Below are 24,010 nucleotides of genomic sequence, written 5' to 3' on the forward strand. Positions count from 1 at the left end.
AACCCCCGCTTCCGCGGGCGCGGCGGTCACGCCACGTCGAACTCCAGCGGCTTCACCTGCTGGAACATGCCGGTGTTTTCCAGCGTCTCCACCACCTTGGGGTCCAGCGCTGCATCCAGATAGAGGATGGCGATGGCATCCTGCCCGATCGAGGTCCGGCCCAGCGTGAAGTTCGCGATATTCACGTTGTTCTTGCCCATGGTCATGCCCAGAAGACCGATGATGCCCGGCACGTCCTCGTTCGTGGTGTAAAGCATGTGCTGGCCGATCTCGGCGTCGATATTGATGCCCTTGATCTGGATGAACCGCGGCTTGCCGTCCGAAAAGACGGTGCCCGCGACCGAGCGTTCGCGCTGGTCGGTCACCATCGTCACCTTCACATAGGCGTCGAAGGCGCCCGACTTGTCCTGCCGGGTGGTGGAGAGCTGGATGCCCTTTTCCTTGGCCACGATGGGCGCCGAGACAAGGTTCACATCCGGGTTCGCCGCTTTCAGCACGCCCGCGATCACCGCCTGATTCAACGCGGCCAGGTTCATGTCGGCGACGCGGCCGTCATAAAGGATGTTGATCGCCTTGATCGGCTCCTCGGTCATCTGGCCGATGAAGCTGCCCAGATGGCCGGCCAGCTTGATCCAGGGGCCCATCACGGCGGCCTCTTCGGCGGTGACGTTCGGCATGTTCAGCGCGTTCTGCACGGCGCCGGTCAGCAGATAGTCCGACATCTGCTCGGCCACCTGCAGCGCGACATTTTCCTGCGCTTCGGTGGTCGAGGCGCCGAGGTGCGGGGTCACCACCACATTGGGCAGGTTGAACAGGGGGCTGTCCGTCGCGGGTTCGGTTTCGAACACGTCAAAGGCAGCGCCGGCCACCTGACCGGATTTCAGCGCCTCGGCCAAAGCCGCCTCATCCACCAGACCGCCGCGGGCGCAGTTGATGATGCGGACACCCTTCTTGGTCTTGGCGATGTTCTCGGCGTTCAGGATGCCCTTGGTCTTGTCGGTCAGCGGCACATGCAGGGTGATGAAATCGGCGCGGGCCAAGAGCTCGTCCAGTTCCACCTTCTGCACACCCATGGCCTTGGCCCGCTCTTCCGAAAGGAAGGGGTCATAGGCCACGACTTTCATCCGCAGGCCCACGGCGCGGTCGCAGACGATGCCGCCGATATTGCCCGCACCGATCACGCCAAGGGTCTTGTTGAACAGTTCAACGCCCATGAACTTGGACTTTTCCCACTTCCCGGCATGGGTCGAGCTGCTGGCCTCCGGCAATTGCCGGGCCACGGCGAACATCATCGCAATCGCATGTTCGGCGGTGGTGACCGAATTGCCGAAGGGCGTGTTCATCACGATCACGCCGTTCTTCGACGCGGCGGGGATGTCCACATTGTCCACGCCGATGCCCGCACGGCCCACGACCTTCAGCTTCGTGGCGTTCTGAAGCAGCTTTTCGGTGACCTTGGTCGCCGAACGGATGGCAAGGCCGTCGTACTGGCCGATGATCTCGGCCAGCTTTTCCTTGTCCTTGCCGAGTTTCGGCATGTAATCGACCTCGACCCCACGGTCGCGGAAGATCTGGACGGCGGTTTCACTCAGTTCGTCAGAGACGAGAACGCGGGGGGCCATGGCAGGCTCCTGTAAATTGGGTTTTCCGGGGAAAGGGGGCGCGCAGCGAGGCGCCCCCGGAAAGATCGCTTCAGGGATCAGGCGGCTTTCGCCAGCGCCTCGATCTCGGCGGTGAAGGCATATTCGATCCACGGCATCAGTGCCGCGACATCAGCCTGTTCCACCGTGGCGCCGCACCAGATCCGCAGGCCCGGAGGCGCATCGCGATAGGCGCCGGCGTCCAGCGCCACGCCCTCTTTCTCCAGACGTTTTGCAACATTCTTGGCGAAGGTTGCCCCGTCCGTGATGCGCGGATCTGTGAATTTCAGGCATACGCTGGTGCAGGACGCCGTCGCCGGATCCACCGCCAGATTGGCGATCCAGTCCTTCGTCGCGATGAAATCGGCGATGGTCTTGGCATTGGATTCCGACCGCGCGATCAGCGCCTTCAGGCCGCCCAGCGACTTGGCCCACTTCAGCGCGACGAGGTAATCCTCGACGCAGAGCATCGACGGCGTGTTGATCGTCTCGCCCACGAAGATGCCTTCGCTGATCTTGCCCTTCGATGTCAGGCGGAAGATCTTCGGCAGCGGCCAGGCGGGGGTGTAGGTCTCCAGCCGCTCCACCGCGCGCGGGCTGAGGATCAGGACGCCATGGCCGCCCTCACCGCCCAGCACCTTCTGCCAGCTGAAGGTCACCACATCCAGTTTCGCCCAATCCATGTCCATGGCAAAGGCGGCGCTGGTCGCGTCACAGATGGTCAGACCGGCGCGGTCCGCCGGAATGGCATCGGCATTCGGCAGCCGCACGCCCGAGGTGGTGCCGTTCCAGGTGAAGACCACATCCTTGTCGAAGTCGACAGTGGCGAAATCGACGATCTCGCCATAGGGGGCCTTCTTCACGGTGGCCTCCAGCTTCAGCTGCTTCACCACATCGGTGACCCAGCCTTCTCCAAAGCTCTCCCAGGCCAGCATTTCCACCGGGCGGGCGCCCAGAAGCGACCACAGCGCCATTTCGACGGCGCCGGTGTCCGAGGCGGGCACGATGCCGATGCGGTAATCCGCAGGCACGCCCAGAATGTCACGGGTGAGGTCGATCGCCTCTTTCAGCTTTGCCTTGCCGACGGCGGCACGGTGCGAGCGGCCCAGAGGCGCATCAGCCAGCATGTCGAGGGAGAAACCGGGGATCTTCGCGCAGGGGCCCGAAGAAAAGCGCGGATTTGCCGGCCGCACAGCCGGAGCGGTATTCGCCATATCTGGTATCCTTACAGATATATGCCCTTCGTTGGGGAAGGGTGTCCCACCCCGGGCAATACGCTTCCCCTGAAAAAAACGCAAGAAGCAAAGACTTCTGCGAACAGCAAGATGCAGTATCGGGCATCATCACGCAGTTTGAAGTCGGAAAAAACGGGTCCGGCTGGCACAAAACTGACACGCCGGCGTTTGGCGACTGCGCTGATTCGCAGCCGTTCGGGATAGAAAGCGACCTGACAGGAGAAACGGAAAACCCCGGCGCGCTGGCGGGCGCGACCGGGGCTGATGTGGATGAGGAAAATATCCACCCGAACGATACCCCGAAACTGCCAATCGTCGCAAGCGGCAATGGCCTGCGCGGCGAGTGGAGTAAGGTCCGCTGGGGATGGAAGCGCGCAGTTAAGCGTGACGCGCGCCTGAGCAAGACCGCCAAGCTGATCGCCGTGACGCTGGTTGACGAGTTCGCCAATCATGCCAACGGCAGGTGCAACCCGTTCATCGCGACCCTAGGCGAGGCGACCGGCGACCCCGAGCGCACAGTCCAGCGCGCCCTTGGCGATCTGGAAGCCTGCGGCTGGATCATCCGCAGCAAGGGCAACGGGCGGGGGCGACCGTCCTCGATCACCTTCACCTCAGACAGCGCAAAGGGTGCCATTGCGCCGCCGAATGTCAGCGAAATCACCGCCCGTCACACCGATAACCGGGGTGCCGATATGTCCAAAGGGGTGCCATCGGTGGCACCCGTTCGCGGGGCTTATAGGGTGCCAGAAACCGCACAAAAGGGCGTCACCGGTGGCGGGTCTCATAGTGAACCACGAAAGAACCAAAAACTGCGCGCCTATGCGCAGACACCTGCGGGAGGGGCTTCGAAAATAGATCGCATCCCAGCGACACACACCCAACTGCCGAGCCGGATACCGGAACGGCCCCAGCTGAACCTCGCCGCTGTCGCCCATCACGGCAGCGACCGCGAACGGGTGTGGGATGATTGGCTGAGAAGAAGGGGCTTCCCGAAGCTGGTCGATCTCGGGGTGAAGTCCAGCGATGCCGAGGGCCGAGGGTGGGAGATCCCGTGCCGATACCCCCCAACAGAACACAACGCGGTTGAAAGCATGATGGCGCACCGCTGGGCAACATGGGCGACAGCGAGAATGGAGGCTTGCAATGTTCGAGCGTGATCACGACCAAATCGGGTTTATCGGGCGGCACGTCAACCGCAGCGCAGGAGCGCCATCACCGGCTTCGCACTTCGACTGGCTGGACGTGGTTCTGCGCTGGCCGAGGCTGCGGGCGCGCGAAAAGGTGCTTGGATCGACCATCGCAACATGGGCGATCGACCCGGTGACGGGCGAAACGGATTGGCCCGTGGAGCGCATGGCAGAGGCTTGCGGATCGACCGTGCGGAGCATGGAGGTTGCCTTGACCAACCTTGCCGCAGGCGGCTGGATCGAGCGGCGCGAGACAGCGGACGGCAGGACCGTGCATCGGCTCACGCTGCCGATCTTCGACGGCGCCCATCCCGATTTCGAACCGATGGCGCGGCTATCGGCGATCACGGTGGGCGCGGCGATGGAACATCTGGAACACCATGACGGCATCCCCCGCGAGGCGATCCTTTCCGGTGCGCTGGCGGCTGTCGCGGCAGCGATAGGGTTCCATCACGGCGACGCCGAAACCGCGCATCGCTTGCGTGACCTTGCCCTGATGCTGACTGACCCCGAGGCATGGGCCAGTGCCCCGCTCACGGGTCCTTCCGGGGGGTAGCCGTATACGGGTGGCGAAGGCGCGAGGCATCCGGCTTTGCAAGGTTTTACAAGGGCTTGAAACAAGCTGCTGAAAAGGAAAGGCAAAATGCGGATCGTATCGGAATTGGACCTTGGCGGCGTGGGAAATCCTGTCCATCGCATCGACGGGCCGGGCCTGTGCGAACTGCTGGGCATTTCCCCTGCGATGCTGACGGAGTTGAAAAACCGGGGCATCGCCAAGCACCTTGGCCGCGATGCGTGGGACATGGCCGCGACGGTGCGGGGCTATTGCGCCCATCTGCGCGGCACGGCCAGCGGGCGAGGCGGTGAGGAGGAAGTGGCAAACCTGACCGCCGAACGCGCCCGGCTGGCGCGGGAACAGGCGGATGCGCAGGCCCTCAAGAATGCCGCCCTGCGGCGCGAACTGGTGCCGGTGGCCGAGGTCGCGCGGGAATGGGGCGATGTGCTGCGCGGCGTCCGGGCCCGCATCCTTGCCGTGCCGTCGCGCGTCCGGTCTGCCCTGCCGCACCTGACCGCCGCCGATGTGGCGGTGCTGGACCGCGAAGCCCGCGCTGCGCTGGCGGAACTGGCCGGGGACAAGGGGGCCGATCATGCCGCTTGACCAGATCGCCGCCCTTCGGGCCGAGGCGCTGCGCGCCCTGATGCCGCCGCCGAAGTTGATGCTGTCGGAATGGATCGAGGCGGAAATGATCCTGCCCGAGGGCGTCAGCGCCACGCCCGGCCCGGTGCGGCTGTGGTCTTTCCAGAGGGGAATCGCCGATGCCATTGGCGACCCGATGGTGGAGCGGGTGACGGTGTTGAAGCCCGTGCGGGTCGGCTATTCCATGCTGCTGTCGGCCACCATTGCGGGGTTCATCGGCAATGATCCGGGGCCTGTCCTGATGGTGCTGCCTACCGAGGCCGATGCGCGCGGCTTTGTGGTCGATGACCTGGAGCCAGCTTTTGCTGCATCTCCCGTGCTGGCATCCGCGCTTGCCGATGATCGGGACGAGGCCGAGCGCAACACGCTCACTTCGCGCCGCTTTCCCGGCGGCAGTTTGAAGGTCGTGGCCGCGCGCAGCCCGCGCAACCTGCGCCGGCACAATGTCCGGTATCTGCTGCTGGACGAAATCGACGCGATGGAAATGACCGCAGAAGGCTCGCCCATCGCCCTTGCCGAGCGGCGCACCCTGAGTTTTGCGGATCGCAAGATCATCGCGGGCAGCACCCCGACCTTTCAAGAAACGTCGCATGTGCTGAAACTCTATGCCGCATCCGACATGCGGGTGTTCGAGGTGCCATGCCCCGATTGCGGTGCATTCGCGGAAATCCTGTGGTCTGGCATAGTCTGGGATGCGGGCCAGCCCGAAACCGCCCGCTGGCGCTGCCCGCATTGCGCATCCGAGGTGGCCGAGCGGCACAAGCCCGCCATGGTGGCCGCCGGGCAATGGCGCGCAACCCGCCCCGAGGTGCAGGGCCATGCCGGTTTCAAACTGACGGCGCTTGTCTCGCCCCATGCCAATGCCAGCTGGGCCAAGCTGGCAGCCGAGTTCCTGGCGGCGAAGGATGATCCATCGCTGATGCAGGTGTTCGTCAACACGGTGCTGGCCGAGGGCTGGCGATCCGAGGGCGAGGAACTGGACGAGGCCGCACTTGCCGGGCGGGCCGAGGCGATCAGCCTTGATCCGGTTCCCGCCGAGGTGCTCGCGATCACGGTTGGCGTGGATGTGCAGCGCGACCGGCTGGAAGCTGTGGTTATCGGCTGGGCGGAAACGGGCGCGATGCTAGTGCTGCATCATGTCGTGATCTGGGGGGCGTATGATGATGATGACACATGGGCGGCATTGGACGCGCAGCTGACGACACGCTGGCCCCATGCCCTCGGGGGGCGGATCGGCGTTGATGCCTGCGCCATAGATGCGGGCGACGGCGTGTCCATGCCGAACGTCATGGGTTTCTGCGGCCCGCGTTTCCGGCGCCGCGTGGTGGCGATCAAGGGGGCACCGGGCGCAAGCCGCCCGGCGATCGAGCGGGCAGGCAAGGCCAAGGGGCGCGCGCCCTTGTGGATTGTCGGGGTGGACGGCCTGAAAACTTCGCTTTTCGCGCGCCTGCCGCAGGCCAGCGCCGTGCGGTTTTCCGACACGCTGCCGCCGGTCTGGTTTGAACAGCTGGCATCCGAGCGGGCCGTGGTGCGCTATTCACGGGGCCAGCCGGTGCGCAGTTTCGAGCGTATCCCCGGCCGCCGGGCCGAGGCGCTGGACGCGGTCATCTATGCCATTGCGGCCCGTGCGCTGGTGACGATTAACCCCGATCAGCGCCGCGCCGATCTGGCCCACGCGGAACCAGTCGCATCGGCCCGCCGGCCGGTTCTGGAAAGCGCGTGGATGCGGCGCGGATAGTTCGGGCCGAAGGGGGCGTTTCTGGGCGAGTGGCCCCCCCGGCTTCTGCGGCACCGATCCGCCGCAGAGCATTTTCAACCCCCAGAGCGCGCGGATTTTCTCCATGAAATCGCGGCGCGCAATCGCTCACAAAAATTAGTTACCACCAAGCATTTCACAGCGCCGATCCGCTGCGCATGAAAGAAGTAAAGTAATGTGCAAAAATGCCTGCTTTAGCTCTCTGAATCTTTCGGGATCTTCGCTCGTATCAATCGGGTTCATGCTAATGTGGTGCATTAATAAGCTGCCATCATCTAGAAGGCTTCTCTCAGATTGGTCAAAGACCTGTCGAATGTGAAAGTCTGAGAAATGAATCGCGCCCGATGCGCTCTTGTAGACATTTTCGATCCACGGGGCTAATGGTTTGATTTTATTAATCAGCCACCAATCTTGAGCCTTCCCTGGAGCGCCTTGGAACTGAAAATCTTTTATCTGCTTTCCAAGGAATACCTCTTTGGCAAAATTTTCAGCGTCCATGCCGATAGTGCCATCTGCCCAATAAAGAGTGTAGAAGCGCGCAACCGTATCAAGGTTTAGTCTAATGAGAGTTAGAGACATTTGGCCATTTTTAGATTCGATGGCCTGTCGAAATGCTAAGGAAAGAGAGTGGTTTCGACGAATCGCACCCCAAATAAATGATCTTTGATACTCGCAGTCATCGGGAAGTTTCGTGGACCTTTCGAATATTCTCTCCAATATCTCTTTTGCGCGATCATGTTGCGCGAAGTCGCCAAAGATTTCCCCTTTGCCTACAATCTTAGATATTTCATAGTCATGAATCATTTGTTGTCACCTAAACCAATGAATTTTCAGGGTTTACAACTTCGAATCGCGGCTGTGATGCAACTGCTATGCTGCAAAGCCCTGCATCCCGTCTGCAAGACTTGTGTTCTGTTATAGTATTGGCGGGTAGGCCTTAGGCAACTATGGGCGCGACAGCTTAGCGCAAGCGCGTCTAGTCTGGTGCCGGAAAACCACAAAACCTGCATCACAACAAGGACTTGCCCCATGGCATCCCTCGACAGCTTCACTGTCGGGACAGCGCAGTTCTGCGCCATGTTCCCGCTGCCCGCCTCGACCTTCTCCTCCTTGCGCGAACGGGATGGCCTGTTCTTCACCCGCACCGATGCCCGCCGGGGCGTGGCGAACGACTGGACGCTTTCCGATGCCCTGCGCCTGGCGCTGGCCTTGAAGCTGAAAGAGACCGGCATCCCGTCGCGCGATGCCTGCGTGGTGGCATCCGCCGCCGATCCGTTGTCCGCCTTCATCGCCGGGGCGCCCATCCGGTTCGGCTTTGCAGCCGGGCGTCTGTCGAATGTGTTCGACCCTGCACGAGATCCGGTCCTGTCCATGCCGATGGAACAGGACGCGCAGGCGTTGGTGCTGCAATTCACCACGGCCATGATCGAGGCCCAGGGCGGCCCGGCCGCACAGGCTGCGCTTGACGCTTTTGACGCCCGCCTGCGCGAATCCTGGGCCTGATCCGCATGGCGTGGCCCTTCACTATCCTTGGCCGGGTGTTCCGCCGGTCCGGCATCGAGGCCGGGGCGGGTGGCCGCCGCTGGCAGGGGGCGCAGATGTTGGCCGCGCCGCAACAGGCCGCGCTTGCGGCCCGTGGCCCTGCAAAGGCCCGCGCTGCTGCGCTGACGGTGAACACGCCTTACGGCGCGCGGATCGTGGAGGGCTGGGTTGCGGCGCTGGTCGGCAAGGGCTGGCAGGTGCGCGCAGGCCATACCGATGCTGAAACCCGGCGACAGCTGAATGACGGTTTCGAGTCCATGCTGTCGCCTTTGCTGGTGCCGCTGGTGCGCGCCCTTGTTCGTGACGGTGAGGCGTTTGTGCATTTGCGGGTGTCCGGCGACGGCCAGCTGCGCCCGAAGCTTCTGCCTGCCGATCAGATCGACCCGGCCCTGTCGCGCGACCTTGGCGATAGCGGCAGGATCATTGCCGGGGTGGAGTTCGACGCCGAAGAACAGGTTGCGGCTTACCATGTTCTGCGCGAGGCCCCCGGTTCGCCCTTCGGCGCCTGGGGCGAGGCTGTCCGCATCCCCGCCTCGGATATGCTGCATATCTTCGACCCCCTCTTTCCCGGGCAGGTTCGCGGGCTGTCATGGCTTGCGCCCGTTCTGCTGAAACTGCGCGACCGCGACGAGGCTTCCGACGCGCTGCTGATGGCCCTGAAGGTGCAAAGCCTGATCACCGGCTTTGTCTCCGACCCCGAGGGCGGCGCGGCCGGGTTCGATGCCGAAGCCTCGGGCGGCGTGAATGTTTCGCTTGAACCGGGTGCGATGCGTATTCTACCACCGGGGGCCGAGGTCAAGTTTTCAACGCCCGGCCAAGGCCTTGCGCAGGCGGTGGACTTTCTGCGCGCGCAGGATCGCGAAATCGCCGCCGGTGTCGGCCTGACGTTTGAGATGCTGACCGGCGACTTGGGCGAGGCGAATTATTCCAGCGCACGGGTCGGCTTGCTGGACTTCCGCCGCCGCGCCGAAATGCTGCAACGTCTGTTGATCGAGGGGCAATGCCTGCGCGCGCTGTGGTCGCGCTGGATTGACGTGCAGGCTTTGGCCGGCGCGATCCCCCCTGATCCTGCCACGCTGGCCGAATATCGCGCCGTGCGCTTTGTGCCGCCCGGCTGGCAATGGGTCGATCCCCGCAACGAGGTGGAAGCCGAGGTTGCGGCGATCGGTGCAGGCCTGAAATCGCGCGAGGAAGTGGTGGCCGCGCGAGGCCGCGACATTGACGAACTGGATGCCGAGCGCGCCCGCGACCGTGCGCGCGATGCTGGCGGCGACAACAAGGAAACCCCGAAATGACCTTGCATCTGCGCGCAGCGACCCCGCGCCCTGCGACATTCAACGCCGCGTCCCGCACCATCGAGGCAATCGTTTCGACGGGTGCCGACTATCCGCGCGCCGGTTTCATCGAACGGCTTGATCTGTCCGGGGCCGATCTGTCGCGGTTGATCGGTGCCCCGGTGCTGGACGCCCATCGCAGCGGATCGACCCGCGATCAACTTGGCGTGGTCGATGCGGCCGAGGTCCGGTCCGAAGGCCTGTGGGTCCGGCTGCGCTTCCGGTCGAATGAGGCGGCGCAGGCGGTGCTGTCTGACATTGGCGACGGCACCCTGCGAGGCCTGTCCATCGGCTACGGGGTCACCGTTTGGCGCGAACGGCGCGATGGCAACCGCCGCATCCGCATCGCAACCCGCTGGGCCCCTGTGGAGGTGTCCATCGTTCCCGTGCCCGCTGATCCGGGCGCACATTTCCGCAACGGAGAAATCACCATGCCGGAAACCCCGGAAAACCATGACGCGGGTAATCAGACCCGTGCGCAGATCAACACCGAAATCCGCAGCATTGCCATCACGGCAGGGCTGACCCGCGAATGGGCAGACGCCCAGATCGACGCCGAGGCGACGCCGGAAGCGGCGCGCGAAGCTGCTTTTACGGCGATGCAGGCGCGCAGCGCGGCGACCACCACCCGCAGCACCCGTGCGACGATCACCGCGGATCACGACGACCCCGCGGTGATCGCCACCCGCGCGGGCGAGGCGCTGTTCGCGCGGATGAACCCCGGCCACGAGCTCAGCGCGCCGGCGCGGCAGTTTGCCCATATGACCTTTGCCGACCATGCCCGCGAAGCCCTGCGCCGGGGAGGCGTCAGCGTCACCGGCCTATCGGCCGACACGATCCTGACCCGGGCGCTGCATTCCACCTCGGATTTCCCGCTGATCCTGGGCGATGCGGTTGGCCGCGAACTGCGGCAGGCCTATCAGGCCGCGCCTTCGGGCGTCCGCCAGGTTGCCCGCCAGACCACAGCCCGCGACTTCCGCGCCAAGCGCAAGATCGGGCTGGGCGATGCGCCCGGCCTTGAAAGGGTTGCCGAGGGCGGCGAGTTCAAACACGGCACCATCGGCGAGGAAGGCGAGGCTTACCGGCTGGAAACCTTCGGCCGCATCTGGGGTGTGTCGCGGCAGGCCATGGTCAATGACGATCTGGGAGCCTTTGCCGATGTGACCCGCCGCATGGGGATTGCCGCGCGCGAGGCAGAAAACGCCGCGCTGGTCGCGCTGGTGACGGCGAACCCGGCGCTGTCCGACTCTGTGGCGGTGTTTCACGCCAGCCACGGCAACCTGACCGACACCTACGCCGCGCCCTCTGTCACGGCTTTGGGCGCAGCCCGGCTTGCCATGCGCCGGATGAAGGGCGTCGGCGGCCAGCCCATCGACGTAACCCCGGCCTTCCTGCTGGTGCCGCCGGAACTGGAAACCGTGGCCGAGCAGGTCTTGGCGCAGATCGCGGCCGCAACCACGGATGACGTGAACCCCTTCGGCGGCAAGCTGAAACTGCTGGTCGATCCCCGCCTGTCGGATGACGAACAATGGTATCTGGTGGCCGATCCTGCCGCCGCCGAGGGACTGGAATTTGCCTATCTGGAAGGCGCACCCGGCCCGCAGATCGAAACCCGGGCCGGGTTCGAAGTGGACGGCTTGCAGATCAAGGTCCGGCTGGACTTCGGTGCGGGCTGGGTCGATTTCCGCAGCTGGCATCGGGTCGGCTGATGCCGCTGGATGCCGCAGAACTGGCCGCGATGCGTGACGCACTTCTCAGGGCGCGCGCAAAGGGCACCCGCGCTGTGCGTTTCACGGACGGGCGGGAAGTCACCTATGCCAGCGGCGCGGAAATGGCGGCCGCGATTTCCGACCTTGAACGCCGCATCGCGCAGGCGACCGCCCCCGGACGGGGCGGCGCTGTCACCTTCTCCACCTCGAAAGGGCTCTGACCATGAAGAACTATCTGCAATCCGGCGACGTTCTGACGATCCCGGCCCCGGCCACCATCGTCTCGGGCGCGGTCGTGATCGTCGGCCAGCTGAAAGGTGTGGCGGTGTCCGATGCCGCCAGCGGTGCCCCGGTGGCGGTGCAGACGCGGGGCGTGTTCACCCTGCCCAAAGAGGCCGCGCAGGCCGTCACCTTGGGCGCGGCGATCTATTGGGACGCGACCCCCGGTGTCGCCACCACCACGGCGACCGACAACACCCTGATCGGCTATGCCACGACCGCCGCCGGTGCTTCGGCGGCCACGGTGGACGTGAAAATCGGCTGACCGGGCGGCGGGCCTGCCCGCCGTCCCTATCCCACGGAACCGCGCTATGACTGATGCCAGATCCACCCCCACGTTGCCTGCGGTTCGGTCGCCGGCGGAATTGGCGCAGCATCTTGGCGTTTCAGAGCGCACCTTGCGTTCCATGGCGCGGAAGCTGGGGATTGGCCGCATCATCGGAAAGACGCTATTCTTTCTGCCCTATGACGTTGATGCTATTATGGAGGCCGCCCGATGCCCCTCAAGCTCGCCCGCCGTGGGGACACAGGCATATGGCAATGCATCGGAACGGTTGCCGGTCGGCGGATACGGCGATCTACAGGCACGACTGAACGAGCTCTCGCCCAAGAAATCGCAGCGAAGATCGAAAGCGATGAGCATCGGCAAAGGCTCTACGGTGCCGAAGCCGTAGCAACCATGTCGCAGGCTATGCTTGCGTATCTTGAGGCTGACAAGCCCACACGTTTCCTCAATAGGATAGCGGGACACTGGAAGGATACGCGGCTTTCGGCGATCAAGCCCGAGACGATCCGCAGGGCGGCGCGGACGCTCTATCCTGATGCATCGCCCGCAACCTGGAACCGGCAAGTTATCGTGCCAACGCAGGCGGTGATCAACTATGCGGCGGGTTTGGGCTGGTGCCATCCGATCAGGGTTAAGCGTTTCCCTGTCGACCCGAAGCTGAAAACCCCAGCGACCGTTGAATGGGTCAGGGCTTTCGCCTCGCAGGCCGTTGTTGATGGGTTGCCGCATCTGGCGGCCCTTGCCTTGTTCATGTTTGCGACGGGTTCTCGGGTCGGCCAAGCCTGTTCCCTGACGTGGAATAAGGTTGATCTGGCCGCGTGCAAAGCCGTGCTTTACACCGCGAAGCCGAAGCCTTGGACGCGCATTGCCCACCTGCCGCCCGAACTTGTGGCAGCAATCGCGCGTATTCCAAGCAACCGGCAGGGCGATGAAACTGTGTTCGGCTATGCCGAGCGTAGCAGCCTGAAAGACCCATGGAAAAACGTGATCAAACGCGCAGGGATCGCATACCTGTCGCCCCATTGTTGCCGCCATGGTTTCGCGACAAGCATGTTGCACCGCGGGTATGATGTGAAGACCGTTGCTGCGCGCGGCGGCTGGAAGGATGCTACAGTGGTATTGCGGACCTATGCTCACGCGCAGGAAGATCAGACCGTAACAGATGCCCTTTTTGGCACAAACTTGACACAGCCTGAAAATCAGGCCTCTGTAACTTAAGATAATTAAAAGGAAAAGTCGGCATGACAACCCACCTTCGTTGGGGAAGGGTGTCCCGCCGCCGCAGATACAGCGCCTTGCGACGCTTTGCAACGGGATTCCGACATGTCCCGTGCTGCCGCTTTCGGTTCATATTCATGCCCCATTCCGGGGGCACGACCGTCGGGTCCGATCAACCCTTGTGCTGCGCTGCCGATGATCCGCTTTCTTGCCGGTTTCCTGACCGTTCCCCTTCTGGCCGCGCTGGTCCTTGCCGTGACGCCCGGCCCTGAGACCGGACCGTTTCCCGGTCCGCTTGCCGCCGGGGTGCGGGCGGTCGTGCAGCGGGCGGCGGCCGGGGATACGGCGGCGCAGCGGCAGATTGCCGGTTGGCTCTGGCACGGCACGCATGGTCCGGCAGACCGGGTGCGGGCGGCGGAATATTACCGGCAGGCTGCGGCGGCGGGCGATGCACTTGCCTTACACGAACATGGCGCCAACCTTGTGGCGGCGGAACCCGCGGCGGGGCTTGCCCTGATCGAACAAGCGGCCCAGGCGGGCGTGCTGGAGGCGCAGCTGTTTCTGGCCATGCGTCTTGATGCCTCTTCCGATCCGGACCGCGACCGGAAGGCGGCGGAATGGTATCTGCGCGCGGCAGAGCAGGGTGATCTGCATGCGCAGGTGATGGCGGGCTTGATGCTGCTGCACGGCCGCGGGGTGGAGCAGGATGCCGCTGCGGCCTATGGCTGGTTCGACAGGGCCGCCCGCGCGGGGGCGGCCAATGCGCAGCGGGAACTGGCGGCCGTTCTGGCGGCGGGGGCAGGGGTGTCGGCCGACCCGCTCCGCGCGCTGGTCTGGGCCACGCTGGCGGCCGAAGGCGGGGCCGAGGGTGCGGCTGCCCTGCGCGACAGCCAGTCGGCAGCCCTGACAGAAGAAGACCGGGCGCGTGCTGCGGAGATGATCAGGGCCTGCCATGCGGGCGGGCTGGCCAGCTGCGGCTGAAGCGGCACTCTCTGGCCAGCTGCGGCTGAAGCGGCACTCTCTGGCCAGCGGCGCGCGGGCGCGCTATGTCGCAACCGCCGTTGCCGGAGGGACCGCCCATGTTCACCGTTACCCTGCTGACCAACCCCGAGACACCGGTTCTGGACCGCGTGACCGTGGAGAGCCTGCGCAATGCCTGGGGCGGGGGGGATGCGCGCTGGCTGGATCCCGGTCTTGCCGCCGAATTTCCTGTGCCGCAGCTGCCGGAAAACCGCTGGGCTGTGTGGCAGGATCTGCAATCGCTGCGCATCGACATGGCGGTTCAACCCGCTGCAGGGCGGCGCAAGAAGCTGCTGATCGCCGATATGGATTCGACGATGATCCGGCAGGAATGCATCGACGAACTGGCCGATGAGGCCGGGGTGGGCGCCTATGTCGCCGGGATCACCGCCCGCGCCATGAATGGCGAGCTGGATTTCGACGCCGCCCTGCGGGAGCGGGTCGGCCTCTTGAAGGACCTGCCGGAGGAGGTGATTGCCCGCGTGATCCGCGACCGCATTACCCTGATGCCGGGCGGGCCGCAGCTTCTGGCGACGATGAAGGCGCAGGGCGCCTATGCCGCGCTGGTCTCGGGCGGGTTCACTGCCTTCACCGGGGCGATTGCCGAGAAACTGGGCTTTGACGAGAACCGCGCCAACACCTTGCTGACCGAAAGCGGGCGGCTGACCGGCGCCGTGGCTGTGCCCATTCTGGGCAAGGAGGCCAAAGTTCAGGCGCTGGAAGAGATCACCGCAAAACTGGGGATCACCGAGGGCGAGGCGATTGCCGTGGGCGACGGGGCGAATGATCTGCCGATGCTGAAACGCGCGGGCACGGGCGTGGCGCTGCATGCCAAGCCGCGGGTGCAGGCGGAATGTGACATCCGGATCAACCATGGCGATCTGACGGCGCTGCTGTATCTGCAGGGCTATGCGCGTGAGGAGTTTGCGCTGTGATCACCCGTCGCGCCCGGCCCGAGGATGCGGAGGCGATGGCCGCGCTCCTGAATGACATCATCGCCATCGGCGGCACGACGGCCCATCAGCACCCGAAATCCGTGGAAGCCGTGGGGGTGGATTACATCGACGGGCCGGAAGTGCAGACTTCTGTCGTGGCCGAGGACGGGGGCCGGATCATCGGCTGGCAATCCATCAGCCTGTACCAGGGCGAATCGCATATCGGCACCTTCGTGCAGCCGGGCATTCAGGCGCGGGGCGTGGGGGCGGCGCTCTTCGCACTGACCCGTGAACAGGCGCAGGGGGCGGGGATCACGCGGATCGCCGCCACGATCCGCGCCGACAACGCCCCGGGGCTGGCCTATTACGCGCGGATCGGATTCCGCGACACCGGATCGGATCCGGATTTCGCGCTGGACGACGGCCGGGTTGTCGGGCGCATCCATCGCCATCTGGATCTGTAAATGTTCGAAATTGCTACGGATACCGCGCTTCTTCTGGTTCTGGCGGCCTTTCTTGCGGGATTTGTGGATTCCATCGCGGGCGGCGGCGGGCTGATTACGGTGCCTGCGCTGCTGCTGGCGGGCGCCAGCCCGGTGGAGGCTTTGGGCACCAACAAGCTGCAGGGCAGTTTCGGATCGGGCACCGCGGCGCTGGCCTATGCGCGGGCGGGGCATGTGCGGCTGAAAGATCAGCTTGCCATGGCGGCCATTGCCGGGTTGGCCGGGGCCGCGGGGGCGCTGATCGCCCATCTGATCCCGGCGCATGTGCTGCGGCTGATCATGCCGGTCATCCTGATCGGGATCGCGGCCTTCTTCGCGCTGCGCAAGGGCCTGTCGGATCAGGACCGGGTGCAAAGGATGAAGCCTGCGGTCTTTGCCCTGACCGCGGTGCCGCTGATTTCGGCTTATGACGGGTTCTTCGGCCCCGGAACCGGCAGTTTCTTCATGCTGGGGTTCGTCCTGCTGGCGGGCTACGGCGTATTGAAGGCCACGGCGCATACCAAACTGCTGAACTTCGCCTCCAACCTCGGCTCGCTGCTGGTGTTCGTCCCCACCGGGGCCATCTGGTGGATGACCGGGCTGGCCATGGCGGTGGCGCAGACTGCAGGGGCGCTGGTGGGCGCGCGGCTGGCCATGCGGATCGGATCGCGGCTGATCCGGCCGCTTCTGGTCGTCACCTCGGCCGGAATGGCGTTGCGGCTGTTGTGGCAGGCCTATTCGGGCTGAGGCGCGCCCCAATCCGCGCTTTGCATCTCACGCAACCGGCTGGCCGTGCGTTCGAATTCAAAGGCACCTTCGCCCTCGACATACAGCCGTTCGGGAACATCCGCGGCCGAGCAGATCACCCGCACCTTCGCCTCATAAAGCGCATCAATCAGCGTGACGAAGCGTTTCGCCTGATTGAAGTTCGACGACGACAGCTGCGGAATGTCCTCAAGGATCAGCACCCGCACCGCCTGTGCGATGGCCAGATAATCCCCCGGCCCCAAGGGCTTGGCACACAGGTCCCAGAAACTGGCCCGGCCCACGCCATTGGCGAAACGCGGCAGTTCCGTCTCGCGCCCGTTCACCGGCAGGCGCAGGACCTCGCCCTTCGCGCCACCGGTCAGGTCGTTCCAGATCGCCTCGATCTGGCCGCGGCTGGCGCCCGCGGGGTGGAAATAGACCTGCGCCCCGGTCAGCCGGTGCTGACGATAATCATTCGGACTGGCGATCTCCTGCACCACCAGCTTTTCGCGCAGCATGGCGATGAAGGGCAGGAACAGCTGCCGGTTCAGTCCGTTCTTGTACAGATCCTCGGGCGGGCGGTTCGAGGTGGTGACGATCACCACCCCCCCGGCGAACAGCTTTTCAAACAGTCGCCCGACGATCATCGCATCGGTGATGTCGGTGATCTGCATCTCGTCAAAGGCCAGCAGACGCAGCTCACGTATGATCTTGTCGGCCACCGGGGCGATGGCATCTTCGACCCCGGTCTTGCGCGCCTCATGCATGGCATGGTGGATTTCCTGCATGAAGGCGTGGAAATGCACCCGCCGCTTGGCGGCGATGGCGGTCGCATCGGTGAACAGGTCCATCAGCATGGACTTGCCGCGCCCGACGCCGCCCCAGAGATACAAGCCCGGCGGCGGAGGCGGCGGCGCCTTGGCGAACAGCCCACCCAGAAAGCCGGATTTCTTCGGCGCGGGATTGTCCTCCAGCCATTGCCGCAGCCCCTCCAGCAGGGGCAGCAGACCATGCTGCGCCGGATCGGGCCGCAGGGTGCCTTCGGCCACGCGGGCGTCGTAAATCTCGGTCAGGGTCTTGCGCATGCCGTTGTATACCGCCGCACCCGCCTCGGGGGAAGCCTCCGGTCTCAGTCTGCCGCACGTCAGTCCGGGATCACCGCCGTGGCCTCGATCTCGACCTTGGCGCGGTCCTCGACCAGACCCACCACCTGCACCAGCGCCATCGCCGGGTAATGCCGCCCGATGATCTCCTTATAGGCGCGGCCCAGCTCCTTCAGCCCGGCCAGATATTCGGCCTTCGACGTGACATACCAGGTCAGCCGCACGATATGCTCCGGCCCGGCACCCGTCTCGGCCAGCACGGCCACGATGTTGCGCAGCGCCTGCGCGGTCTGGCCGACGAAATCGTCGGTCTCGAACTCGGCCTCGGCGTTCCAGCCGATCATGCCGCCGGTGAACACCATCCGCCCGCGTGCGGCCACGCCGTTGGAATAGCCGATGGCGGGCTTCCAGCCCTTGGGATGCAGGAATTCGGTGGTCATATGCGCTCCATGAAGGCGGTGATCCGGTCACGGATCGGCTGCGGCCAGGCCTCGGGCCCGCCGGTGAAGGTGACGAAGACCAGCGTCATATCCACCGTCACCCGGTGGCTGCCGCCGCAATGCGCCTCCAGATGCAGGCCAATGGACGTGCGGCCCAGCTTTGTGACCGTCAGCCGCCAGTCCAGCACCTCGCCCAGCCGGGTGGGCGCATGATAGGCCGCGGTCAGCCCGGCCGTGGGCACGCCCTGACCGGCGGCCATCATCTCCTCATAGGGGAACAGCGCCACCTCGCGGAAGAAATTCTCCGAGACCGAATTCGTCATCTCGAAATAGCGCGGGTAGAACATGATCCCCGCGGGGTCGCAGTGGTTGAATTCGACGCGGATCGGGCGGCTGTAGGTCATGCAAGGATGCTCCGGGCAATCACGACGCGCTGCACGTCGCTGGCGCCTTCGTAAATGCGCAAGGCGCGGATGTCCCGATACAATTCCTCGACCTTGACGCCATGGCGCACGCCGTCGCCGCCATGCAGCTGCACCGCGGCATCAATCACCTCCTGTGCGGCCTCGGTGGCGTAAAGTTTCGCCATCGCCGCCTCGCGCGTGACCCGCGCCGCGCCCTGATCCTTGGTCCAGGCCGCGCGGTAAACCAGCAGCGCCGCCGCATCCACCTTCAGCGCCATATCCGCCAGATGGCCCTGCACCATCTGCAGCGCGGCCAACGGCTCGCCCTGAATCCGGCGGGTCTGCGTGCGGGCCAAAGCCTCGTCCAGCGCGCGGCGCGCCATGCCAAGCGCCGCTGCGCCCACGGTGGACCGGAACACATCCAGCACCGACATGGCCAGCTTGAACCCGTCCCCTGCGGCCCCGATCCGCGCCGCTTCGGGCAGGACCACGCCCTCCAGCCGCAGATGGGCCAGGGGATGCGGCGCGATCACCTCGATCCGGCTGGCGACCGACAGGCCCGGCGTCTCGGCGGGCATCAGAAAGGCCGACAGCCCGCGCGCGCCCGGCGCCTCACCCGTGCGGGCGAAGATCACATAGACATCGGCAATCCCGCCGTTGGAGATATAGGTCTTCTCGCCCGTCAGCCGATATCCTCCGGGCATCCGTTCGGCCACCGTCGCCGTCGCCGCCACGTCAGAGCCGGACCCCGGTTCGGTCAGCGCGAAAGCGGCAATCGCCGTTCCCGCCCGCGTGCGGTCCAGCCAGCGGCGCTGGTCCGCCGTGCCGAACAGCGACACCGCGCCCATGCCCAGCCCCTGCATGGCAAAGGCGAAATCGGCCAGCGCATCATGCCGCGCCAGCGTCTCGCGGATGAGACAAAGCGAACGGACATCCAGCCGTTCCCCCTCCGCCGCGCCTGAATGGCGCAGCAGCCCCGCTGCGCCAAGCGCCGCCACCAGCCCGCGGCAGGCCGCATCCACATCGCCATGATCCACGGGCAGATGCGCGGCGGCCCAAGCCTCCACCTCCGCCGCCAGGGCGCGGTGGCGGTCTTCGAAGAAAGGCCAGTGCAGGAAACTCTGATCGCTCATTTCATCTGTTCACAAATATCCTCTGGGGGTCCGGGGGGCGAAGCGCCCCCGGCGCTCAGTCACCCGCGAAGACCGGTTTCTCTTTGGCCACGAAGGCGTGGTAGGCGCGTTCGAAGTCCTTTGTCTGCATGCAGATCGCCTGCGCCTGGGCCTCGGCCTCGATCGCCTGCTCCAACCCCATGTTCCATTCTTGGTTCAACTGGGTCTTGGTGATGCCATGGGCAAATGTCGGACCCGCTGCCAGCCGCAGCGCCAGTTTGCGCGCCTCACCCTCCAGCGCTCCGGCGTCGTGCAGGGCGTTCCAGAAGCCCCAACGCTCGCCCTCTTCGGCGCCCATCACCCGGCCGGTGTAGAGAAGTTCCGCCGCCCGCCCCTGACCGATGATCCGGGGCAGCATGGCGCAGGCCCCCATATCGCAGCCCGCCAGCCCGACGCGGGTGAAAAGGAAGGCGCATTTCGCCGCCGGTGTCGCCAGCCGCAGGTCCGAGGCCATGGCGATGATCGCGCCTGCGCCGACGCAGATGCCATCCACCGCGGCGATGATCGGCTTTCCGCAGGAAATCATCGCCTTGACCAGATCGCCGGTCATTCGGGTAAAGGCCAGAAGCCCCTTCATCTCCATGCCGACCAAGGGGCCGATGATGTCATGCACATCCCCGCCCGAGCAGAAATTGCCGCCATTCGGCGCAAAGACCACCACATCCACATCCGTCGCATAGGCCAGCGCGCGGAACGTGTCGCGCAGCTCGGCATAGCTGTCGAAGGTCAGCGGGTTCTTGCGGTCAGGGCGGTCCAGCCGCACTGTGGCGATGCGGTCGCGCACCTCCCACAGAAAATGCTTCGGTTTCAGCGGGGCAAGTTCGGTCATTGGGGTTTTCCTGCGCGTTTCAGGATCTCGGTCAGGGTGTCCACATCGGCGTCCGACAGGTTGGCGAAGACGCGGGCGACCTCGGCCTCATGGCCCGAGGCCATGATCTCGAACTGCGCCACGCCTTCGGGCGTCAGCGCGACAAAGACGGTGCGGCGGTCGGAATCGGAGGGGCGGCGCGCGACCAGCCCGTCGGCCTCCAGCCGGTCCACCACGGTGGTGGCATTGCCGTTGGACACAAGCAGAAGCCGGGAAAGCTCGCTCATCGTCACACCGTCGCGGCGGCGATAGAGCGCGGCCATCACGTCGAACCGCGGCAGTGTGGTCGCATGGGTCAGCCGCAGGTATTCGCGGACCTGCCCCTCGGCCGTGCGGGTCAGCGCAAACAGCCGGATCCACAGTTTCAGCCGCCGCTTGGAACCTTCGGTCAAAGCTCTCCCCCCGCTATCGGTATCGCCTGACCATTGATGCCGTCCGAACCGGGTCCGCACAACCACAAGGCCGCGGCCGTCACCTCATCCGGGCGGATCAGCCGCTTTTGCGGATTGGCGGCGGCCAGAGTCGCGCGGGCTTCGTCCGCGCCCATGCCGGTCTTGGCGGTGATATTGGCGACCGAGCGGTCGGTCATCTCGGTATCCAGAAAGCCGGGGCAGAGGGCATTCACCGTCACCGGCTTCTTCGCCACCTCCTGCGCCAGGCTGCGGCACAGACCCACAACTCCGTGTTTGGCCGCCGCATAGGGGGCGACATAGCCGTAACCCTTCAGCCCCGCCGTGGAGGCCACGGCGATCAGCCGCCCCCAGCCCGGAAGCTGGGCCAGCCCCTCGCGGAAGGTCAGGAAGGTGCCGGTCAGGTTCACTGCCAGCATAGCGGACCAGTCCGCCAGCGTGGTGCGGCCAAAGGGGGCGCTGGTCGCGGCGCCCGCATTGGCGATGACGATGTCGCAGGGTCCGGCCGCGGCGAACATTGCTTGGACCGAAGATTCATCGGTCACATCGGCGGCGATCCACCTTGCCCCGGTGCGGGTGGCGGTGTCGCGCAGCGGCGCCTCGCGCCGGCCGGTGATGACGACTTCGGCCCCTGCGGCGACAAAGCCGCGGGCAAGGTCTGCACCCACGCCGGTGCCGCCCCCTGTGATCAGGACCCGCTTGCCGGTCAAGGTCATGCCCTTATCGCCTCCTGTTGGCGTTCGCGCAGGCGGAAGGCCAGATCGCGCCCGCCCTTGTAGGGCTGCGGCCAGTTGCTTTGCGTGTCGCCCTGCGCCACGGCGGCATGCAGCGTCCAGTAGGGATCGGCCAGATGCGCGCGGGCCAGACAGACCAGATCGGCGCGGCCCGCCATCAGGATGCCGTTCACCTGATCATAGTCGCTGATATTGCCCACCGTCATCGTGGCGATTCCCGTCTCGTTGCGGATACGGTCACTGAACGGGGTCTGGAACATCCGGCCATAGATCGGCTTTTCCGCCGGGTCGGTCTGACCGGAGGAGACGTCGATGATATCGGCCCCCGCGGCATGGAACATCTGCGCGACCTCCACCGCCTCGGCCGGGGTCACGCCGCCGTCGATCCAGTCATTGGCGGAAATCCGCACCGACATGGGCTTTTCCGCGGGCCAGACCGCGCGCATGGCGGCAAAGACCTCCAGCGGATAGCGCATGCGGTTTTCCAGGCTGCCGCCATATTCGTCTGTCCGCCGGTTGGTGACCGGAGAGATGAACGAGGCCAGCAGATAGCCGTGGGCGGCGTGCATCTCGACCATATCGGCGCCGATGCGGGCGGCCATTTCGGTGGCGGCGACGAATTGCGCGGTGACCGCATCCATATCCGCGCGGTTCATCGCGCGGGGCACCTGATTGTCGGGTTTGTAGGGCAGGGCGCTGGCGCTGAGCACCGGCCAGTTGCCCGTGGGCAGCGGTTTGTCGATCCCGCCATCCCATGGCACGCAGGTCGAGGCTTTGCGGCCTGCATGGCCGATCTGGAAGCAGAATTTCGCCGTGGTCTCGGCATGGATGAAATCGGCCAGCCGCTTCCACGCCACCTCATGCGCGGGGGCATACAGGCCGGGGCAGCCGGGGGTGATCCGGCCTTCGGGCGAGACGCAGGTCATTTCGGTATAGATCAGCGCGGCCCCGCCCTTGGCGCGTTCGGCGTAATGGACGAAGTGCCAATCGGTCGGGGAGCCGTCCACGGCCTTGTATTGCGCCATGGGGGACAGGACGATCCGGTTCTTCAGCGTCATGTTCCGCAGCGTGAAGGGCGCAAACATTGGGCGGCGGCCGGGTTCGCCCCCGGCCTGCGCCTGAAACCAGTCCTCGGCCCCGGCCAGCCAGCCGGGATCGCGCAGGCGCAGGTTTTCGTGGGAAATCCGCTGGCTGCGGGTCAGCAGCGAATAGGCGAATTGCGGGGCGGGCATGTCCAGATACCGCTCTACCTGTTCGAACCATTCAAGGCTGTTGCGGGCGGCAGATTGCAGGCGCAGCACCTCGACCCGGCGTTCATCCTGATAGCGGGCAAAGGCCGCCTGCATGTCGGGCTCGGAATGCAGATATTCCGCCAGCGCGATGGCGCTGTCAAAAGCCAGACGAGAGCCGGAGCCGATGGAGAAATGCCCCGTCGCCGCCGCATCGCCCATCAGGACGACATTTTCGTGATACCACCTCTCGCAGATCACCCGCGGGAACTGCATCCACACGGCAGAGCCGCGGAGGTGGGCGGCATTGGACATCAGGTCATGCCCGCCCAGATGGCGTTCAAAGATCCGGCGGCAGGTTTCCACCGTCTCTTCCTTGGTCATGTCGGGGAAGCCCAGCTTCTCCCAGGTCTCGGGCAGGGTCTCGACGATGAAGGTCGCGGTGTTGTCGTCGAACTGGTAGACGTGGGCCCAAATCCAGCCGTGTTCGGTCTTCTCGAAGATGAAGGTGAAGGCATCTTCGAATTTCTGATGGGTGCCCAGCCAGACGAACTTGCACTTGCGGGTGTCGATGTCGGGGCGGAACACATCGGCATATTCGCGCCGCACGACCGAGTTGATGCCGTCGCTGGCGACCACGAGGTCATAGTCGCGGCGATAGTCCTCGGCGGTGCGGAACTCGGTCTCGAATTGCAGGTCGACGCCCAGTTCGCGGGCGCGGGCCTGCAGCAGGATCAGCATCTGCTTGCGCCCGATCCCGGCGAAGCCGTGCCCGCCCGAGACAGTGCGCACCCCGTCATGCACCACGGCGATATCGTCCCAATAGGCGAAATGGCTGCGGATCGCCTCGGTGCTGACGGGATCGTTCTTCTGCATCCGGCCAAGTGCATCGTCGGACAGCACCACCCCCCAGCCGAAGGTGTCATTCGCGCGGTTGCGTTCCAGCACCGTCACCTGATGCGACGGGTCGCGCAGCTTCATCGAGATGGCAAAGTAAAGGCCCGCGGGCCCGCCGCCAAGGCAGAGGATCTTCATATCCTGATGCTCCCTGTGTTGGGGGCAGGATGACAGTGTGGCCATAA

At 65.2% G+C, this 24,010-nt stretch carries 25 protein-coding genes; 14 read left to right on the top strand and 11 right to left on the bottom strand.

The window, feature by feature from the left end:
- Positions 1 to 26 precede the first annotated feature (26 nt).
- Both serA and ACO2Q5_RS10635 read right to left on the bottom strand, forming a co-directional pair.
- Positions 27 to 1,622 (bottom strand): phosphoglycerate dehydrogenase, encoded by a 1,596-nt coding sequence (serA, locus tag ACO2Q5_RS10630; protein ID WP_423290747.1) that lies wholly within the window; start codon positions 1,620 to 1,622, stop codon positions 27 to 29.
- Positions 1,623 to 1,699: 77 nt separating this feature from the next.
- Entirely contained in the window at positions 1,700 to 2,854 is a 1,155-nt protein-coding gene (locus ACO2Q5_RS10635) for a phosphoserine transaminase (protein ID WP_423290749.1), read from the bottom strand.
- Positions 2,855 to 2,895: 41 nt separating this feature from the next.
- Between ACO2Q5_RS10635 and ACO2Q5_RS10640 the strand changes: the two genes are divergently transcribed.
- The 4 genes from ACO2Q5_RS10640 to ACO2Q5_RS10655 all read left to right on the top strand — a co-directional run bounded on the left by ACO2Q5_RS10640 (position 2,896) and on the right by ACO2Q5_RS10655 (position 6,998).
- Positions 2,896 to 4,032, top strand: a complete 1,137-nt coding sequence (locus ACO2Q5_RS10640) for a helix-turn-helix domain-containing protein (protein WP_423290751.1) — start codon at positions 2,896 to 2,898, stop codon at positions 4,030 to 4,032.
- Positions 4,019 to 4,618, top strand: a complete 600-nt coding sequence (locus ACO2Q5_RS10645; protein WP_423290753.1) for a hypothetical protein — start codon at positions 4,019 to 4,021, stop codon at positions 4,616 to 4,618. The genes ACO2Q5_RS10640 and ACO2Q5_RS10645 overlap by 14 nt, the downstream gene beginning before the upstream one ends.
- 87 nt (positions 4,619 to 4,705) lie before the next feature.
- Positions 4,706 to 5,221 carry a DNA packaging protein gene (locus tag ACO2Q5_RS10650; protein ID WP_423290755.1) on the top strand — a complete coding sequence of 172 codons (516 nt, stop codon included), beginning with the start codon at positions 4,706 to 4,708 and terminating at the stop codon, positions 5,219 to 5,221.
- Positions 5,211 to 6,998 (top strand): phage terminase large subunit family protein, encoded by a 1,788-nt coding sequence (locus ACO2Q5_RS10655; RefSeq protein ID WP_423290757.1) that lies wholly within the window; start codon positions 5,211 to 5,213, stop codon positions 6,996 to 6,998. The genes ACO2Q5_RS10650 and ACO2Q5_RS10655 overlap by 11 nt, the downstream gene beginning before the upstream one ends.
- A 135-nt stretch (positions 6,999 to 7,133) precedes the next feature.
- On the opposite strand, the gene ACO2Q5_RS10660 is transcribed toward ACO2Q5_RS10655, so the two are convergent.
- Positions 7,134 to 7,820, bottom strand: a complete 687-nt coding sequence (locus ACO2Q5_RS10660) for a hypothetical protein (RefSeq protein WP_423290759.1) — start codon at positions 7,818 to 7,820, stop codon at positions 7,134 to 7,136.
- Positions 7,821 to 8,045: 225 nt separating this feature from the next.
- Here ACO2Q5_RS10660 and ACO2Q5_RS10665 point away from each other — a divergent pair, with 225 nt between their 5' ends.
- The 10 genes from ACO2Q5_RS10665 (at position 8,046) to ACO2Q5_RS10710 (ending at position 16,568) form a co-directional block, all read left to right on the top strand.
- Positions 8,046 to 8,519 (top strand): hypothetical protein, encoded by a 474-nt coding sequence (locus ACO2Q5_RS10665; RefSeq protein ID WP_423290761.1) that lies wholly within the window; start codon positions 8,046 to 8,048, stop codon positions 8,517 to 8,519.
- A 5-nt stretch (positions 8,520 to 8,524) separates the two neighbouring features.
- Positions 8,525 to 9,853, top strand: a complete 1,329-nt coding sequence (locus ACO2Q5_RS10670) for a phage portal protein (protein ID WP_423290763.1) — start codon at positions 8,525 to 8,527, stop codon at positions 9,851 to 9,853.
- A complete protein-coding gene (locus ACO2Q5_RS10675) occupies positions 9,850 to 11,601 on the top strand; it encodes a prohead protease/major capsid protein fusion protein (RefSeq protein WP_423290765.1) in 1,752 nt (583 codons plus the stop codon). Before ACO2Q5_RS10670 ends, ACO2Q5_RS10675 begins: the two co-directional genes overlap by 4 nt.
- Positions 11,601 to 11,822, top strand: coding sequence for a phage head-tail joining protein (locus ACO2Q5_RS10680; RefSeq protein WP_423290767.1), 222 nt, complete (start codon positions 11,601 to 11,603; stop codon positions 11,820 to 11,822). The genes ACO2Q5_RS10675 and ACO2Q5_RS10680 overlap by 1 nt, the downstream gene beginning before the upstream one ends.
- Before the next feature lie 2 nt (positions 11,823 to 11,824).
- The gene (locus ACO2Q5_RS10685; RefSeq protein ID WP_423290769.1) at positions 11,825 to 12,145 is read left to right on the top strand and encodes a DUF2190 family protein; all 321 of its coding nucleotides are present in this window, start codon (positions 11,825 to 11,827) and stop codon (positions 12,143 to 12,145) included.
- 231 nt (positions 12,146 to 12,376) lie between these two features.
- Positions 12,377 to 13,384 carry a tyrosine-type recombinase/integrase gene (locus ACO2Q5_RS10690; RefSeq protein WP_423290771.1) on the top strand — a complete coding sequence of 336 codons (1,008 nt, stop codon included), beginning with the start codon at positions 12,377 to 12,379 and terminating at the stop codon, positions 13,382 to 13,384.
- A gap of 195 nt (positions 13,385 to 13,579) precedes the next feature.
- Positions 13,580 to 14,365: a tetratricopeptide repeat protein gene (locus tag ACO2Q5_RS10695; RefSeq protein WP_423290773.1), complete on the top strand. Its 786-nt coding sequence runs from the start codon at positions 13,580 to 13,582 to the stop codon at positions 14,363 to 14,365.
- Between the two features lie 98 nt (positions 14,366 to 14,463).
- A complete protein-coding gene (gene serB, locus ACO2Q5_RS10700; protein ID WP_423290775.1) occupies positions 14,464 to 15,339 on the top strand; it encodes a phosphoserine phosphatase SerB in 876 nt (291 codons plus the stop codon).
- Positions 15,336 to 15,803 (top strand): GNAT family N-acetyltransferase, encoded by a 468-nt coding sequence (locus ACO2Q5_RS10705; protein ID WP_423290777.1) that lies wholly within the window; start codon positions 15,336 to 15,338, stop codon positions 15,801 to 15,803. The genes serB and ACO2Q5_RS10705 overlap by 4 nt, the downstream gene beginning before the upstream one ends.
- Positions 15,804 to 16,568 carry a TSUP family transporter gene (locus tag ACO2Q5_RS10710; protein WP_423290779.1) on the top strand — a complete coding sequence of 255 codons (765 nt, stop codon included), beginning with the start codon at positions 15,804 to 15,806 and terminating at the stop codon, positions 16,566 to 16,568.
- Here ACO2Q5_RS10710 and zapE read toward each other — a convergent pair.
- From zapE to ACO2Q5_RS10750, 8 genes are read right to left on the bottom strand one after another with little or no spacing between them, the layout of a single operon-like run.
- Positions 16,556 to 17,653: a cell division protein ZapE gene (gene zapE / locus ACO2Q5_RS10715; RefSeq protein WP_423290781.1), complete on the bottom strand. Its 1,098-nt coding sequence runs from the start codon at positions 17,651 to 17,653 to the stop codon at positions 16,556 to 16,558. The two genes, ACO2Q5_RS10710 and zapE, sit on opposite strands and share 13 nt — an antisense overlap.
- Positions 17,654 to 17,712: 59 nt before the next feature.
- Positions 17,713 to 18,111 (bottom strand): RidA family protein, encoded by a 399-nt coding sequence (locus ACO2Q5_RS10720; RefSeq protein WP_423290783.1) that lies wholly within the window; start codon positions 18,109 to 18,111, stop codon positions 17,713 to 17,715.
- Positions 18,108 to 18,515: an acyl-CoA thioesterase gene (locus tag ACO2Q5_RS10725; RefSeq protein ID WP_423290785.1), complete on the bottom strand. Its 408-nt coding sequence runs from the start codon at positions 18,513 to 18,515 to the stop codon at positions 18,108 to 18,110. The genes ACO2Q5_RS10720 and ACO2Q5_RS10725 overlap by 4 nt, the downstream gene beginning before the upstream one ends.
- Entirely contained in the window at positions 18,512 to 19,648 is a 1,137-nt protein-coding gene (locus tag ACO2Q5_RS10730; protein ID WP_423290787.1) for an acyl-CoA dehydrogenase family protein, read from the bottom strand. Before ACO2Q5_RS10730 ends, ACO2Q5_RS10725 begins: the two co-directional genes overlap by 4 nt.
- Before the next feature lie 55 nt (positions 19,649 to 19,703).
- A complete protein-coding gene (locus tag ACO2Q5_RS10735) occupies positions 19,704 to 20,516 on the bottom strand; it encodes an enoyl-CoA hydratase family protein (protein WP_423290789.1) in 813 nt (270 codons plus the stop codon).
- The gene (locus ACO2Q5_RS10740) at positions 20,513 to 20,947 is read right to left on the bottom strand and encodes a MarR family winged helix-turn-helix transcriptional regulator (protein ID WP_423290791.1); all 435 of its coding nucleotides are present in this window, start codon (positions 20,945 to 20,947) and stop codon (positions 20,513 to 20,515) included. The genes ACO2Q5_RS10735 and ACO2Q5_RS10740 overlap by 4 nt, the downstream gene beginning before the upstream one ends.
- Positions 20,944 to 21,681, bottom strand: coding sequence for an SDR family NAD(P)-dependent oxidoreductase (locus ACO2Q5_RS10745; RefSeq protein ID WP_423290793.1), 738 nt, complete (start codon positions 21,679 to 21,681; stop codon positions 20,944 to 20,946). The genes ACO2Q5_RS10740 and ACO2Q5_RS10745 overlap by 4 nt, the downstream gene beginning before the upstream one ends.
- Positions 21,678 to 23,963 (bottom strand): bifunctional salicylyl-CoA 5-hydroxylase/oxidoreductase, encoded by a 2,286-nt coding sequence (locus ACO2Q5_RS10750; RefSeq protein WP_423290795.1) that lies wholly within the window; start codon positions 23,961 to 23,963, stop codon positions 21,678 to 21,680. Before ACO2Q5_RS10750 ends, ACO2Q5_RS10745 begins: the two co-directional genes overlap by 4 nt.
- Between the last annotated feature and the right edge of the window lie 47 nt (positions 23,964 to 24,010).

It is taken from the genome of Neotabrizicola sp. VNH66, assembly GCF_049445895.1.
Taxonomy (GTDB): Bacteria; Pseudomonadota; Alphaproteobacteria; order Rhodobacterales; family Rhodobacteraceae; genus Pseudogemmobacter.

Excerpts from the sequence above, each read along its gene's own strand:
- serA (WP_423290747.1), bottom strand. The coding sequence starts at position 1,622 with ATGGCCCCCCGCGTTCTCGTCTCTGACGAACTGAGTGAAACCGCCGTC.
- ACO2Q5_RS10635 (WP_423290749.1), bottom strand. The coding sequence starts at position 2,854 with ATGGCGAATACCGCTCCGGCTGTGCGGCCGGCAAATCCGCGCTTTTCT.
- ACO2Q5_RS10645 (WP_423290753.1), top strand. The coding sequence starts at position 4,019 with ATGTTCGAGCGTGATCACGACCAAATCGGGTTTATCGGGCGGCACGTC.
- ACO2Q5_RS10650 (WP_423290755.1), top strand. The coding sequence starts at position 4,706 with ATGCGGATCGTATCGGAATTGGACCTTGGCGGCGTGGGAAATCCTGTC.
- ACO2Q5_RS10655 (WP_423290757.1), top strand. The coding sequence starts at position 5,211 with ATGCCGCTTGACCAGATCGCCGCCCTTCGGGCCGAGGCGCTGCGCGCC.
- ACO2Q5_RS10660 (WP_423290759.1), bottom strand. The coding sequence starts at position 7,820 with ATGATTCATGACTATGAAATATCTAAGATTGTAGGCAAAGGGGAAATC.
- ACO2Q5_RS10665 (WP_423290761.1), top strand. The coding sequence starts at position 8,046 with ATGGCATCCCTCGACAGCTTCACTGTCGGGACAGCGCAGTTCTGCGCC.
- ACO2Q5_RS10670 (WP_423290763.1), top strand. The coding sequence starts at position 8,525 with ATGGCGTGGCCCTTCACTATCCTTGGCCGGGTGTTCCGCCGGTCCGGC.
- ACO2Q5_RS10675 (WP_423290765.1), top strand. The coding sequence starts at position 9,850 with ATGACCTTGCATCTGCGCGCAGCGACCCCGCGCCCTGCGACATTCAAC.
- ACO2Q5_RS10680 (WP_423290767.1), top strand. The coding sequence starts at position 11,601 with ATGCCGCTGGATGCCGCAGAACTGGCCGCGATGCGTGACGCACTTCTC.
- ACO2Q5_RS10685 (WP_423290769.1), top strand. The coding sequence starts at position 11,825 with ATGAAGAACTATCTGCAATCCGGCGACGTTCTGACGATCCCGGCCCCG.
- ACO2Q5_RS10690 (WP_423290771.1), top strand. The coding sequence starts at position 12,377 with ATGCCCCTCAAGCTCGCCCGCCGTGGGGACACAGGCATATGGCAATGC.
- ACO2Q5_RS10695 (WP_423290773.1), top strand. The coding sequence starts at position 13,580 with ATGATCCGCTTTCTTGCCGGTTTCCTGACCGTTCCCCTTCTGGCCGCG.
- serB (WP_423290775.1), top strand. The coding sequence starts at position 14,464 with ATGTTCACCGTTACCCTGCTGACCAACCCCGAGACACCGGTTCTGGAC.
- ACO2Q5_RS10710 (WP_423290779.1), top strand. The coding sequence starts at position 15,804 with ATGTTCGAAATTGCTACGGATACCGCGCTTCTTCTGGTTCTGGCGGCC.
- zapE (WP_423290781.1), bottom strand. The coding sequence starts at position 17,653 with ATGCGCAAGACCCTGACCGAGATTTACGACGCCCGCGTGGCCGAAGGC.
- ACO2Q5_RS10720 (WP_423290783.1), bottom strand. The coding sequence starts at position 18,111 with ATGACCACCGAATTCCTGCATCCCAAGGGCTGGAAGCCCGCCATCGGC.
- ACO2Q5_RS10725 (WP_423290785.1), bottom strand. The coding sequence starts at position 18,515 with ATGACCTACAGCCGCCCGATCCGCGTCGAATTCAACCACTGCGACCCC.
- ACO2Q5_RS10730 (WP_423290787.1), bottom strand. The coding sequence starts at position 19,648 with ATGAGCGATCAGAGTTTCCTGCACTGGCCTTTCTTCGAAGACCGCCAC.
- ACO2Q5_RS10735 (WP_423290789.1), bottom strand. The coding sequence starts at position 20,516 with ATGACCGAACTTGCCCCGCTGAAACCGAAGCATTTTCTGTGGGAGGTG.
- ACO2Q5_RS10745 (WP_423290793.1), bottom strand. The coding sequence starts at position 21,681 with ATGACCTTGACCGGCAAGCGGGTCCTGATCACAGGGGGCGGCACCGGC.
- ACO2Q5_RS10750 (WP_423290795.1), bottom strand. The coding sequence starts at position 23,963 with ATGAAGATCCTCTGCCTTGGCGGCGGGCCCGCGGGCCTTTACTTTGCC.